Consider the following 13,938-nt stretch of genomic DNA (forward strand, 5'->3'; position numbering starts at 1 on the left):
TCTGGCCGTCGGAATGCCTATGATATACCGCGTAGGGTACGAGCATAAGCCCCCGGACGCTGTCCGGCCATTCAGGCCGAAAAACCCGGCCCACAGACCTCCCACGCCCGCCACACTTGGTCCACCACCCGATCGATCGTGCGTCGGTCGGTCCAGGGACTCATGATGAAGGATTTGATAGCCGCAATGCGGCCGTTGCCGCGCCCCGCGTCGCGATAGGCGTCGGTCCAGGACAACAGCACGCCCTCGCCTTTCACCGCCTTGGCATGCATGCGGTCGAAGATTTCGCGGTTGAAACGGTTGTGGCGCTCCAGGATGTCCGCGTACGCCGGATCGGTCAGTTCCCGCTGATAGGCCGCTGCCGCTTCGATGCCCGGCGGGTAGAGACGGAACAGCGTCACCGGCCCGAAGTTGCCGCCGTTGAGGATATAGGCGAAGTCCAGCTCCTCCAGCAGCTCGCGCAGGCGCTCCGACATTTCCACACTGTGGCCGAGGATGACGCGGTAGCCCTCCTTCCCGAGCAGCCGGAGATTGGCCAGCGCGGCGAGCGCGCCGGCGCCGGAGCGGGAGCATTCCAAGGTGAACAGCCCCGGATGGTAATGGCCGAATTGGTACAGATAGGGCATCTGCGCCGGATCGCGACTCAGCAATGCCAGGTCGTCGCGGTTCTTGACCAACACGGCACTGGATACGTAAGGAACGTAGCCGGTCTTGTGGAAATCCAGCCCGATGCTGTCAGCGCGGTGCAGGAGGCCGATACGTTCCACCGAATCCTGCAGCGAGCGCAGGGTACGGGCATGGAATCCCAAGGGATTCAGCTCGAAGTCGTAATCCTTGAACACCGACCACGGCCAGCCGATCACGGCATCGGCATGGAGGTGCGGCCGGTACGGCAGGCGGTATTCCTCCGCCAGCGCATCCCGGATATCGGCGATGGCGGCGAGATCGTCGATGCCGAAGGCGTCGGTGGTGCCGAGGGTGGCGATGATCGCCGCCACCTCCTCGCCGGCTTCGAACCGCCTCCGCAGCTCACTTTCCAGATGAGTCAGCGACATCTCGTTCTGCAGCGTCGTCGGCACGGTGACCAGGTTTTCGGTACCGAGCCCCAGCCAGCCAGCGGCGTTCACCCGGGAATAGTGTGACACCCCCGAAGCCAGTATTTTGTACGGTTTGCGGATGCCTTCATGCATGGCGCGGCCACCGGAAATCTTCTCCAGGGCCAGCTTCAGGCCGTAAAGTATCGTGCCGGTGCCACCGAAGGTGAACACCCCGCCGGCACTTTCACGCTCGTAGCCCACCAGATCCGCCAGCATGGCCACCGCTTCGATTTCGGCTTCGGCGAAGCGGGCCGAATATTCGTCCCAGATGATGTTCGGGTTGTAGATGGCGCTGGCGATGAAGGCGGTGATGCTGGCGATGGTGGGCGGCGGTATCACGTTGGCCTGGGCATTGGGATGTGCCCATACCACCATGCCACGGCAATAGTCCGCCAACATCGCGGTGATCTGCTCGATCGAACTCATCCGCTCCGGCATCGGCAAGGCGCGCTGGGCGGAATAATCACCATCCAGCGTCGAACCCAGGATGGGTGAGGCCGACTTGAGGCCATCCACCCTGTCGAGGAAACAGGACAAGGTATGCACGAAGTAGCCGTCCATGACCGGATTGGATACCGGTGAGGGAAAACAGATCTTCAGGGCATCCAGGATCTCGCTGTAATGACGATGATGGGTGTTCACGCGCTCCGTCCTCATTGCCCTGCTCCCGTTCGGGAACACTCGATCGCAGCAAACTAAACCAAGCGCCCGCCGAGATCCAGCTCCGGGGGCGGACGATATACTTCCCACACCATTGAGCCTGTCGAGGCACCCGCATGGATTTCCGGATGAACTCTCCCGCCGGCAAGGCCATCCTGGCACGCGCCAGAAACGGGGACTACGCCCACCCCAGCGAAGAGGAGGCCATTGCCGCCGCGGTCGATGGACTCCCGCGGGAAAGGATTCACCGTCTGCTGGATGTCGGCTGCGGTCGCGGCGGTACCGCCGACTGGTTCTGGCGCCATGGCTGGGGCGAAGTGACGGGGGTGGACATCGACGCCACATCCATCGAGTATGCCAGGATGCGTTATCCCGGCGTCCGGTTCCTGCAGCAGGACGTCTGCCGCATGGAACGGCCGCAATTCCAGGGATTCGACCTCGTCTATCTGTTCACGGCCCTGTACGCCATCCCCGACCAGACGGAGGCTCTGCGCCGAATGAGGATGGCCGCGCGGCCGGGAGGCATCCTGCTCCTCGTCGACTATACCCGGCCTGCGGCCCAGCCCCCACCCCCCGAACTCGGCCCCGAGATCGGGAATCCGATCGAATTCGAAACAGTGGGCGACACCCTCGCCGCGACCGGCTGGAAGCTCCAGACTCGGGAAGACTGGACCCCCCGGTTTACAGTCTGGTACGAGAACCTCCTGGAGCGGTTCGCCCGCGAGCGCGACTGGATCGTCGATACGCACGGCCCGGACTGGTACGGCTACGTGACCGGCTGGTACGAAGCGCTCTGGAAGGCGCTCGGCGCGCGGAGACTGGGCGGCGCTCTGGTACGGGCGACGACGCGGGAACCGGCACGGTTCGCGGCAAAACCGTTCCTATCCCTCATTCACGGGGGCGAAGGCGCAGAACCGTGAGCGGAATGTTGGCTTCCATGCAGGACTGCGATTACGCTTAGAATCCTTAGTCCGTCAAAACGTCGTCCCAGGTCGCGAGCACAGGAGGCAAGACATGGCTAAAGCTATCCCCGATGGTTATCACACCGTCATCCCTTATCTGGTGGTGCGGGGCGCCGACGAGTTGATCGAGTTCATGAAAACCGCCTTCGACGCGAAGGAATGGGAACGGATCATGCGGCCGGACGGCACCGTCGGCCATGCCGAAATGCGGGTCGGCGACTCCGTGATCATGCTGAGCGAGGCCCGAGGCGAGTGGCAGCCGATGCCCGGCGCAATCTATCTCTATGTCCCCGACGCCGACTCCGCCTACCAGCGCGCGCTCGATGCGGGAGCGACTTCGATCGCGCCGCTCGCCAACCAGTTCTACGGCGACCGCCACGGCGGGGTGCGCGATGCATCGGGCAACATCTGGTGGATCGCCACCCACATCGAGGACGTGCCGGCCGAGGAGCTCAAGCAGCGCGCCGAAGCCTTCTTCTCCAAACACTGAAGCCTCTCCTGGGCGGCGGCCGTGGCAGGTGTCGTCCTGCGACGGCGGCGAGAAGGTGTCGGAACCGCCAAAACCGATCGACCGTCCCGAAAACGGCATTTGCCACAGAGAGTAACCGGCCGGACTGCCAAACCCGGCAGCGCCACCCGGCAAAGCCGACACCCCCGCCGCTCCAGCCCGGGCATTTCTGCCCCAACACTGAGCGCCGCCCCATCATGGACCACTCACCCTCCTGTCCCTGCCGGACTGCCCATCCCTTTGCCAGGGAAGACGGCCAGGCACGCTCCTGAGCATAATCAGACCTTCGACCAGCCGAAAAAAGAATAAGCCGGGGGTTTCGTTTTGAGGCGAAACGTCATACGATATTACGCACATCGTTGGTGCAATATCGATTTATGCACCATAATGATGCATTCGACAGCTACACTCAGACCCGTCCAAGAGGAACGCCCCATGCTTACCAGAATGACAACCACCTTAGGCATCGTGCTGACCATGGGCCTCCTGGCCGGGCAGGCCGATGCCAAACCCGACATCGTCACCGAAAACGACGTCAAGAACTGCCAGTTCCTGAAAACCGTCCGGGGATCTTCCGGCTACGGCAAGAAATTCGGGAGCTGGCAACCCGAAGCCAAGGCTTCCGCGGAAAGAGAGGCGACCCAGATCGGCGCAAGCCACATCGTCTGGAGTGACCTCAAGCCGTCCGGAGCGTTCAACGGCATCGCCACCGCCAAGGCCTACGACTGCGGCAGATAAACCTCCCGCCAGGATTGGCGGGATGGCTCCATCCCCACGACAAACCAAAGGACTTCCTCAATCCCCATCGTTTTTGGGCAGGACGGCGTATCCGTCCTGTATTTTTTGCGGCGGGTACAGCCGCCACCTCCATTTGCCTCGCGGATGCGTTGACGCCAACGAATAGGTGTATATACTCATATTCATCGACGACTCCATAGCGCAAGATCGTGACTCCCTCGGAAACCTCGGCCGAACACGAACCGGACTACCGTACGTGCATGGACTGCACAGGATTCAACCTGCGCAAGGCCATGCGCGCGGTTGGCCAGCACTATGACGACGCCCTGCGTCCCGCAGGCCTTCGGGGCACCCAGTTTTCCCTGCTGGCTGCGGCAAAAATCGCCGGCCCGGTAACGGTGAGTCGGCTGGCCGAAATGGCGGTGATGGATCGGACGACGCTGACCCGCAATCTGAACGTGCTGGAAAAACAGGGTCTCGTGGCCGTGGTGCCGGGCGCGGACCGCCGGACCCGGCGGGTCGTGATCACGGAACGAGGGGTCACCGTCCTGCGGCAGGCCTACCCGCTCTGGCAGCAGGCCCAAGACCGGCTGGCGGCGAAACTCGGAGCCGACCGGCTGCAAGCCCTGCGGGAAAACATGGCGACCCTGGTCGACGCAACCCTGCCACGGTGAAATCTTTCGCCCTATTAGGTGCATATACACTTTTATTCCGGCTCTACGGCGGAGGTCGATTTCCATGAACCATACGGATACGAAATACCTGAGAAACCATCCCACGGTGAGGCGCATTCTGGACGAGTCTCCGCACCACCCCACGGAAACACCAGTGCTCGAAGCGGCCTGGCTGCGCGAGATCGCCCTGAAGGCAGGGGCCGACGACGTCGGATGCGTCGGCCTTGAACGGGCGGAAATGGCTTCCCAGCGGGACGACATCCTGCAGGCATTCCCCTACGCGAAAACCCTGCTCAGTTTCGTCTGCCGCATGAACCGTGAAAACCTCCGGACTCCCAGCCGTTCGATCGCCAATCTCGAATTCCACCAGTCGGCGGATGCAGTCAACCAGACCGGCCGGCGGATCGTCCAGACCCTGGAAAGGCACGGCATCCGTGCGGCCCATACCGCCGTCGGCTTCCCCATGGAAGCGGACCGGTGGCCGGCACGGATGTGGGTGATTTCCCACAAACCGGTGGCCGAAGCCGCGGGACTGGGCCGGATGGGATTGCACCGGAACATCATTCATCCGGTATTCGGCAGTTTCATCCTGCTCGGCACCGTGGTCCTGGATGCCAGGATCGATAATGACTCCCGCCCCATCGACTACAATCCCTGTCTGGAATGTAAACTTTGTGTGGGAGCCTGTCCGACAGGAGCGATCGGGATGGATGGCCATTTCGATTTTTCCGCTTGTTACACCCATAACTACCGCGAATTCATGGGAGGCTTCAGCGACTGGGCAGAAACGGTCGCGGCCAGCACCAGCGCGTCGGATTACCGGAAAAAGATCGGCTACGCCGAATCGGTGTCCCTGTGGCAGAGCCTCTCCTTCGGGGCGAACTACAAGGCTGCCTATTGCCTGTCGGTGTGCCCGGCGGGGGAGGACGTGGTGCGGCCATTCCTGGAGGACCGGAGACGCTTCATCGCCGAAGTGATGCGCCCGCTGCAGGACAAATCCGAAACGGTGTACGTGATCGCCGGTTCCGATGCGGAAGATCACGTCCGCCGCCGTTTTCCGCATAAATCCGCCAAACGGGTGCGAAACACGCTCCGGCCCACTTCGATACGGACCTTCCTGAGCGGACTGCCGCTGGTGTTCCAGCGCGGGCGGGCCTCGGGTCTGCACGCGACCTACCATTTCAGCTTCACTGGCGAGGAAACGCTCGGCGTCACGGTCGTGATCAGGGACCGGACGCTCGCGGTAAGGGAGGGGCTCCATGGCCGGCCCGATTTCCGGATCACGGCCGATGGCAAGACCTGGCTCGGCTTCCTGGCGGGAGAAGTCAGCCTCTTCGGCGCACTGCTGCGCAGGAAGATCCGGTTCAAAGGCCCCCCGCGATTGCTTCTGGCATTCGGTCGATGCTTTCCCACGTGATTTTCCCTTGCCATGAACAGGGAAAAAACGTTATGAAATGCCTCGCCCGCCTTGCGGGCCATGCCGTCCGACCTTCAGGACTTTACGCCCGCGGAGGACCTCGCTGGGTCGCTTCCGCCACCAGGGCCAGGGAACCGCTATGACCTACGCCACCCTCCCGTGGAAACCGGGAATCTTCGTCCCCACCGCCATTCTCGTGATCCTTGCGCTCGCGGCCTGTTCCGACAGCCGCGGCGGCGCGGAGCAAACCCGGCCGGTCGTCACCTTCCGGGTCGCTGCAGAAACCGGTTCCGCCGGCATGAGCTTCGCCGGCGAAATCCGGGCCCGCCACGAAACCACCCTGTCTTTCCGGGTCGCCGGAAAACTGGCTTCCCGTCCGGTCGAGCTGGGCGACCGGGTCCAGAAAGGCCAGCTACTGGCCGCCCTGGACCCCACCGATTACGAACTGGCCGTGCAGTCAGCCAAAGCCCAGCTGGCAGCCGCCAGGGCAGAATTGGAATTCTCCCGCGAGGACCTTCAGCGATACCGTGAACTCCTGGAACAGCGGGTCGTCAGCCCTCCCGAATTCGATCGCCGCCGTACCGCCTATACCGCCGCGAAAGAGCGTGTGACCGCGCTCGAGGCTCAGGCGACCGAGGCGGCCAACCGGGTGGACTACACGGCGCTGCGCGCCGACCGGGGCGGCGTGGTGACCGCGGTCTCGGCGGAAACCGGGCAGGTGCTGGCCGCCGGCCAGCCGGTGCTCACGCTGGCCCGCCTCGACGAACCGGAGATCAGCGTCGATGTCCCCGAGCACCGCGTCGGCCTGCTCCAGCCGGGCCAGGAAGCAGCGGTGACGCTCTGGGCCGACGGACGGCGGCTCAAGGCGCGCCTCCGTGAGATCGCCGCAGCGGCGGACCCCGCGAGCCGAACCTACCGGGTACGGGCCACGCTGCTCGAAGGCCAGGAGACCGTCCGTCTCGGCATGACCGCGACCCTCTGGATCGACGCCGTCGGCACGGAACGGGCGACGATCCCCCTTTCGGCCGTGTTCAGTCCCCAGCAGCAGCCCGCTCCGCCTCGCGTCTGGCTGGTGGACGAAGCACGGCTCACCGTCAAGTCGGTGCCCGTCCGGCTGAACGAAGTCACGGGCGCGGAACGCGTTTCGGTCGAAGGCGTGGCGCCTGGCCAACTGGTGGTGAGTGCCGGCGTACAGCGCCTGACCGAGGGCCAGAAAGTACGTATCATCCCCGACCCGGCCGGCCGTCCATGAAAGGTTTCAATCTGAGCCAATGGGCGCTGGAACACCGCGCCTTCACCGGCTTCCTCATCACGCTCGTCCTGCTGGGGGGACTTTTCGCCTATTTCCGGCTGGAACAGCGGGAGGATCCTGAATTCACCTTCCGCCTGATGGTGGTGAAGACCCTGTATCCAGGGGCGACGGCGCGGGAGGTGGAAGAGCAGCTCACCGACCGCCTCGAAAAAAAGCTCCAGGAGCTGCCGGATCTCGACTACCTGCGCAGCTACTCCAAGCCGGGAGAATCGCTGATCTTCGTGGTGCCGCGCGAGGACACCTCCCCGGAAGAAGTCGCCGACATCTGGTACCAGGTCCGCAAGAAAGTCGGCGACATCCGGATGACGCTGCCGCAGGGAGTCATCGGCCCCTTCTTCAACGACGAATTCGGCGACACCTACAGCCTGATCTACGCCTTTTCCGGCGAGGACTTCGACTACGCCCGGCTCAAGGACCGGGTGGAAGCGGTCCGACAGCAGGTTCTGCGGGTCAAGGACGTGGAAAAAGCCGATCTCATCGGGGCCCAGGAGGAGAAAATCTACATCGAATTCTCCGACAAGAAGATGGCCCGCCTGGGACTGGACGCCACCGAAGTCGCCGCCGCCCTGCAGACGCAGAACGCCATGGCGCCGGCTGGAGCGGTCGACACCGGGGCTGGCGCTTTGCCGGTGCGGATCACCGGAACTTTCGACTCGGTGGAGAACGTGGCGAATCTCTCGGTGCGCATCGGCGGCCGGACCTTTAGGGTCAGCGACTTCGCCGAGGTCAGGCGCGGCTATGTCGACCCGCCGGAATTCCGGATGCGTTTCAACGGCAAGGATGTGATCGGGCTGGGCATCGCCATGAACCGGAAGGGCGATGTGCTGGCGCTGGGAAAGGCCGTGGACGCCACGCTGGGGCGCATCGAACGCGAGCTGCCGATCGGCATCACGGTGGAAAAGGTCGCCGACCAGGCCCAGGTCGTCCGCCGCTCCATCGGCGAATTCAAGCGCACATTCTTCGAAGCGCTGGCGGCGGTGCTCCTGGTCAGCTTCCTGAGCCTGGGGATTCGGGCAGGCGCAGTCGTTGCGCTCACGGTGCCCCTCGTGCTGGCCGCCACCCTGCTCGGCATGCTGGTGGCCGGCATCGCCCTGCACCGCATCTCTCTGGGAGCGCTGATCCTGGCGCTGGGTCTGCTGGTGGACGATGCCATGATCGCCATCGAGATGATGGCCCGTAAGCTCGAGGAAGGCTGGGACCGGCTGCAGGCCGCCACTTTCGCCTACCGCGCCACCGCCTTTCCGATGCTCACCGGCACCCTGATCACCATCGCCGGCTTCCTGCCGGTGGGTCTGGCCCGCTCCCAGGCGGGCGAGTACACGCAGGCGATCTTCCAGGTGGTGGGGCTGTCACTCGTATCGTCCTGGTTCGGCGCAGTGATCTTCACGCCTTACCTGGGGTTCTTGGCGCTCAGACCGAAAGGCGCCGGATCGGCTCACGAGATCTACGACACCCCGTTCTACGACCGTCTGCGTGGATGGGTGGCGGCCTGCGTGGAGCACCGCGGCAAGGTGATCCTGGCGACGGTCGCGCTGTTCGTCGTCGGCATCGCGACCTTGAGCCGGGTACCCGAGCAGTTTTTTCCGCTGTCGAACCGGCCGGAGGTCGTGATCGACCTGTGGCTGCCCGAAGGAAGCAGCTTCGCCCAGACCGAGGCCGCCGCCAAGCGCATGGAGTCGGTCCTGGCCCATGACCCGGACGTGTTGAGTTACGCGACCTACATCGGCGGCGGCAGCCCGCGTTTCTTCCTGCTCATCGTGCAACAGCTCGCCAATGCCAACCTCGCCGAATTCGTGGTGATGACGGGAGACAACGGCGCCCGCGAACGCGTCATGCGACGGATCCGCGAGGCGCTCGCCGCGGATTTTCCGGAAGTGCGCGGCCGCGCCATGCGGCTCAATGTCGGCCCGCCGATGGATTATCCCGTGGTGTTCCGGGTGTTCGGCGAAGACCCCGGCGTCGTCCGCGGCATCGCCGACCGGGTAGCGGCGGTCGTGCGTGCCAACCCGCATACGGTGGACGTGAACGACGACTGGCACGAACGGATTCCTTCGTTACGGCTGGCGCTGGACCAGGACAAGGCGCGGGCCCTGGGTGTCAGCACCGCCTCTCTCGCCCGCGCCCTGCAGGCTCATTACAGCGGGCTGACGGTAGGGCAGCTCCGCGAAAGCAACAAGCTCATCGACATCGTCTGGCGCGCCCAGACCCGATTGCGCACGGACCCTGCCGGCCTGCCCGACCTCGCCGTACCCACCGGCAGCGGCCTACCCGTGCCGCTGTCCCAACTGGTGCGGTTCGAGACCGTGTTCGAGGACGGCGTGCGCTGGCGACGCAACCGTTTCCCCGCCATCTCGGTGCGCGCCGACGTGACGGACGGCATGCTGGCACCCGACGTCGCGGCGGAAATAGAACCGGCGCTCAAGCCCATCATCGATGAACTGCCGCCCGGCTATTTCGTCGAAACCGGCGCCGCCCGGGAGGACGCGTGGACCGCACAGAAATCGATCCTGGTCTGGATTCCCTTGGTGCTCGTGGCCACGCTCTTGCTGTTGATGATGCAATTGCAGAATCTGTCCCGGACCTTTCTGGTCTTCGTCACGGCGCCCCTGGGCGTGATCGGCGCCGCCTTCGCCCTCCTCCTGTTCCGGGCGCCATTTGGATTCGTGGCGCTGCTCGGGATCATCGCCTTGGCCGGCATGATCATGCGCAATTCGGTCATCCTGGTCGACCAGATCGAACAGGACGAAAAAGCCGGCCTCGACACCCGCCGCGCCATCATCGAATCCACGGTCCGCCGTTTCCGGCCGATCATGCTCACGGCGGCGGCGGCGATCCTCGCCATGATCCCGCTGTCCACCAACGATTTTTTCGCCCCGCAGGCGATAGCCATCATGGGCGGGCTCACGGTCGCCACCCTGCTGACGGTATTCTTCCTGCCGGCGCTGTATGCGGCCTGGTTCAAAGTCGAACGGCGTGAGGGGGCGGCATGACAAGTTCGTCGGGAGCGGATTCGGACAGCCGGAGGCTACCCGAAGGGCCTCATCCAGGAGGGCGCGCATGAGACCGTTCCGTCAGGCATTGGCCGGTACGCTGGCCACAACTCTCCTGTGCGGCTGCACGCCGACCCGGGTCGCTCTCCCGCCGGCGCCGGCGGCCCCCGAAAACTGGGCTCAGGCGCCCCAGACGCCGGTATCGGCCCCCGCCATCCTGAAGCAGTGGTGGCGGAAATTCGATGATCCGGTTCTGGACGACCTGATCGACCGTGCGCTGGCCGCCAACCCGGACCTCCGGAGTGCCCAGGCGAGGGTCCGGGAAGCCGCGGCCATGGTGGTCGTCGCCGAATCCGCACTTTATCCCAGCCTCGATTTCTTCACTTCCGGCGGACGTGAAAAGCGGATCGACCGCATCATCGCCGTGCCGGGAAAACAGGGCTATCAGCTGATCACCCCCACCGCCGACATGGTGACCGGCGGACTCTCTGCGCGCTGGGAGCTGGACATCTTCGGCCAGCGTCACCTGGAAGCGGAAGCGGCGGCGGCCCAGGCGCTGGGCGTGGAAGAAACGCTGCATGCGGCTCAGGTCGGCCTGCTGGCGCAAGTGGCCACGAATTACCTGGAACTGCGCGGCGTGCAGCGGCAGACGGCCCTGTTCGAAGACAATCTCGAGGTGCAGCGCGAGCGGCTGAAAACCTTGAAGGCCTTCTACCGCGCCGGTCTCGCCGAGGAAGCCGCCGTCGCCGGACAGGAAGCACTGTTACAAAGCGCGGAAGCGGCCCTGCCGGCACTGAACGAAACCGCCATCCGCCTGATCCAGCGCCTGAGCGTGCTGACCGGTCAGCCGCCGCAGACGCTGCAGGCCAGCCTGGCCGAACCCCGGCCGTTGCCGGCATCGACCCCCATCATCCCCAAGCTGTTGCCGTCCAGCCTGCTCGCGCAACGCCCCGACCTTCGCCAGGCCCAGGCCGAAGTCATCGCCGCGGCGGCCGGCCTGGGAGCGGCCCGTGCGGACTTGCTGCCGAAACTGGTGCTCTCGGCCAGCGGCGGCTTCGGGGCCCTGGCGGTCGGCGGGTTCCCCAGCCTGAGCGAAAGCGTCTACGCCCTCGGCGCGGGCCTCACTGCACCGATTTTCAACGCAGGACGCATCCGCGCCCAGATCGCCGCCGCCGACGCAAGGCTCGACCAGGTGGCCGCGAATTATGAAAAGACCTTTCTGCAGGCGCTGGAGGACGTGGAAAACGCCTTCCTCGCCCACCGGACGGCGAACCAGCGCTGCCTCCATCTGGCGGACGCGGAAGCCGCCGCGGAACATGCCCGGCACTCGACCGAAGCGCTGTATCGGCGGGGAGCGGCGAATTACCTTGCGGTGCTGGACTCGAAAGCTTCGAAACTGTCCGTCCTGGGCGAAGCCGTCAAAGCCCGGACCACCGCGCTGGTCGCACTGGTGTCGTTATACCGGGCGTTCGGCGGCGGCTGGCTGGAGGAACCGGTCGCCGTCGAAACGAACTGACGGGAACCCAGGCTTCACGATAGGGGTGGATCACTCCCTCGGAGCCTCCAGCAGCCTCGCCTCGCTCTTGATCACATCGCCGCGTCCCCAGACCGTCACCCCCTCCACAAACCAATGCGGATCGGTAGGGTGAGGCAGGACGACGTCGAATTCAGCGTAGAAAGAGCCGTCGCCATGGAATTTCATCTGCCCGATGCCATGACCGCGGGCGTCACGCCAACGGCCGCAGAGGGTCTCTTCTCCGCTGTAGGGGTCCCGGCTGGATTCGAACTCCGCCTGGTCATAGAGGGGCAGCCGCGCGAGCCGGCCCGGGGCGATACCCAACTTCTCGATTTCGTCCAGGAGCCTTGCGCAGACGGCCTCGCCGCGGCGCCGGACATCGGCGTCAATCGTCGTCGTCATCGTCGTCCGAAGCGATCTTGCGACGCCGCACCGTCTTGGGATCGGCTGTGATGGGCCGGTATATCTCGATGCGGTCGCCTTCCTTCACCGGCGCGTCGAGTTTCACCAGTTTGCCGAAGATTCCGACTTTCTGTACGCTCAGATCGATCTCCGGAAACCGTTCCAGAATGCCGGAATAGCGGATGGCCTGTTCGACCGTGCTATCGTCCGGCATTTCCATCCGGAGCCACAGCTGGCGGTCGGCGTCCGCGTAGCACACGCCCACGTTCATGCCGTCCTCCCTCAAGTCTCCACCAGCGTTTCGCCCACCGCGATCGACCGGCGCTGGCGGGCGGCCAACCGCTTGTCGATCAGTTTCTTCCCGGCCAGGAGGAAACCGAGCATGAGGAACCCGCCCGGCGGCAGCGCCATCAGCAGGAACCCGCGGTAGCCGTGAATGAGCGTCGTTTCCAGCCACGCGAACGAGTCGCCCATCAAAAGGCGCGCACTGGCGAACAACGTGCCGGCGCCGAGCGCTTCCCGGGCCGCCCCCAGCACCACCAGAGCCAGGGTGAAACCCAGTCCCATCATCAGCCCGTCCATCGCCGCATGCGCCACGGGATGGCGCGAAGCATAGGCCTCGACCCGCCCCAGGATGGCGCAGTTGGTCACGATCAGGGGGATGAACAGGCCCAGCACCTTGTGCATCTCGTGTAACCAGGCATTCATCACCATGTCCACCAGCGTCACCACCATGGCGATGAGCACCACGAACACCGGGATGCGGATCTCGGAGGGGATCAATACCCGTACCCAGGAAACCAGAACGTTGCATACGACCATGACCGCCAGGGTGGCCAGCCCCATGCCGAGCCCATTGGTGGCGGTGCCGGTGACGGCCAGCAGCGGACACAGGCCGATGCTCTGACTGAAGACGATGTTGTTGTCCCACAAGCCGTCGCGGGTGATTTTGCGAAAGTCCGGATTCATCGTTGACCTCCTGTTGCGGCCGACATCAGCTCAATGCGGTGCCGCCGGAAGAACTCAAGGCCCCTGAACACCCCGCCCACCACCGCGCGCGGGGTGATGGTGGCGCCGGCGAACTGGTCGAAATCACCGCCATCCTTCTTGACCCGCCAACGCTCTTCCGGGGTGTTGTCCAGCGAACGGCCGGAAAAGGACAGGATCCAGTCCGACTTGGCGATTTCGATCTTGTCGCCCAGCCCAGGGGTTTCAGCATGGGCCACCACCCGCACCCCCAGCACCGTACCGTCGGCCTTCACCCCCATGACCAGGACGATCTGGCCGGAATAGCCGCCGGTGGCCGACAGTCTGAAGGCAACGGCGGTGACCTCGCCGTCCTTACGCGCCAGATACACCCGAGTCTCGCCCAGCCCGGTGTCGGACACTGTTTTCACGTCGTGCAGCAGATCGTTGTCGTGCAGATCGGGAGGCAGCACCTGTTCCAACGTCGCCAGCAGGTCCTCGGCCTGGCGCTGCTCGATGGCTCCCTGGGTGGCCAGGTCTCCCACCCCCAGGAGCAGACTGGCCAGCAGTCCGGCGGCGGCCAGCAGCCCGGTCTGGTAGTCCAGCCGCTGGCGCAGAGTCTCCATGTCGTCGAACCGCTGCCGCAGCCGCACCCACCGGCTGATGGCTTCCCCCCGCAGATTCCTGGGCATCATG

13 protein-coding genes are annotated in these 13,938 nt (G+C 64.7%); 8 read left to right on the forward strand and 5 right to left on the reverse strand.

What is annotated here, in order from left to right; all coding sequences use genetic code 11:
- Window positions 1-71 precede the first annotated feature (71 nt).
- Entirely contained in the window at window positions 72-1,739 is a 1,668-nt protein-coding gene (locus tag H156_RS0110750; protein ID WP_238536872.1) for a pyridoxal phosphate-dependent decarboxylase family protein, read from the reverse strand.
- A 146-nt stretch (window positions 1,740-1,885) separates the two neighbouring features.
- Here H156_RS0110750 and H156_RS16070 point away from each other — a divergent pair, with 146 nt between their 5' ends.
- The 8 genes from H156_RS16070 (at window position 1,886) to H156_RS0110790 (ending at window position 11,874) form a co-directional block, all read left to right on the forward strand.
- Window positions 1,886-2,677: a class I SAM-dependent methyltransferase gene (locus tag H156_RS16070; protein ID WP_238536873.1), complete on the forward strand. Its 792-nt coding sequence runs from the start codon at window positions 1,886-1,888 to the stop codon at window positions 2,675-2,677.
- A gap of 94 nt (window positions 2,678-2,771) precedes the next feature.
- A complete protein-coding gene (locus H156_RS0110760; protein WP_010962009.1) occupies window positions 2,772-3,209 on the forward strand; it encodes a VOC family protein in 438 nt (145 codons plus the stop codon).
- A gap of 465 nt (window positions 3,210-3,674) precedes the next feature.
- Window positions 3,675-3,965 (forward strand): hypothetical protein, encoded by a 291-nt coding sequence (locus H156_RS0110765; protein WP_017365572.1) that lies wholly within the window; start codon window positions 3,675-3,677, stop codon window positions 3,963-3,965.
- A gap of 209 nt (window positions 3,966-4,174) precedes the next feature.
- A complete protein-coding gene (locus tag H156_RS0110770) occupies window positions 4,175-4,639 on the forward strand; it encodes a MarR family winged helix-turn-helix transcriptional regulator (RefSeq protein WP_228370223.1) in 465 nt (154 codons plus the stop codon).
- 64 nt (window positions 4,640-4,703) lie between these two features.
- Complete coding sequence (locus H156_RS0110775; RefSeq protein WP_017365573.1) at window positions 4,704-6,056, forward strand: SCP2 sterol-binding domain-containing protein; 1,353 nt, start codon at window positions 4,704-4,706, stop codon at window positions 6,054-6,056.
- A 139-nt stretch (window positions 6,057-6,195) separates the two neighbouring features.
- Window positions 6,196-7,308 (forward strand): efflux RND transporter periplasmic adaptor subunit, encoded by a 1,113-nt coding sequence (locus H156_RS0110780; protein WP_017365574.1) that lies wholly within the window; start codon window positions 6,196-6,198, stop codon window positions 7,306-7,308.
- Window positions 7,305-10,358, forward strand: a complete 3,054-nt coding sequence (locus H156_RS0110785) for an efflux RND transporter permease subunit (RefSeq protein WP_017365575.1) — start codon at window positions 7,305-7,307, stop codon at window positions 10,356-10,358. The genes H156_RS0110780 and H156_RS0110785 overlap by 4 nt, the downstream gene beginning before the upstream one ends.
- Before the next feature lie 67 nt (window positions 10,359-10,425).
- The gene (locus H156_RS0110790) at window positions 10,426-11,874 is read left to right on the forward strand and encodes an efflux transporter outer membrane subunit (RefSeq protein ID WP_017365576.1); all 1,449 of its coding nucleotides are present in this window, start codon (window positions 10,426-10,428) and stop codon (window positions 11,872-11,874) included.
- Between the two features lie 30 nt (window positions 11,875-11,904).
- Here the strand turns inward: H156_RS0110790 and H156_RS0110795 are convergent, their stop codons facing one another.
- From H156_RS0110795 to rsxG, 4 genes are read right to left on the reverse strand one after another with little or no spacing between them, the layout of a single operon-like run.
- On the reverse strand, window positions 11,905-12,276 hold the full coding sequence (locus tag H156_RS0110795) for a hypothetical protein (protein ID WP_017365577.1): 372 nt from the start codon (window positions 12,274-12,276) through the stop codon (window positions 11,905-11,907).
- Window positions 12,260-12,547, reverse strand: coding sequence for an RnfH family protein (locus H156_RS0110800; RefSeq protein ID WP_010962017.1), 288 nt, complete (start codon window positions 12,545-12,547; stop codon window positions 12,260-12,262). Before H156_RS0110800 ends, H156_RS0110795 begins: the two co-directional genes overlap by 17 nt.
- A gap of 11 nt (window positions 12,548-12,558) precedes the next feature.
- Window positions 12,559-13,245, reverse strand: a complete 687-nt coding sequence (locus H156_RS0110805; RefSeq protein WP_017365578.1) for an electron transport complex subunit E — start codon at window positions 13,243-13,245, stop codon at window positions 12,559-12,561.
- Complete coding sequence (gene rsxG, locus H156_RS0110810; protein ID WP_238536876.1) at window positions 13,242-13,937, reverse strand: electron transport complex subunit RsxG; 696 nt, start codon at window positions 13,935-13,937, stop codon at window positions 13,242-13,244. The genes H156_RS0110805 and rsxG overlap by 4 nt, the downstream gene beginning before the upstream one ends.
- Window position 13,938: the final 1 nt, after the last annotated feature.

Source organism: Methylococcus capsulatus str. Texas = ATCC 19069, from assembly GCF_000424685.1.
Lineage (GTDB): Bacteria > Pseudomonadota > Gammaproteobacteria > Methylococcales > Methylococcaceae > Methylococcus > Methylococcus capsulatus.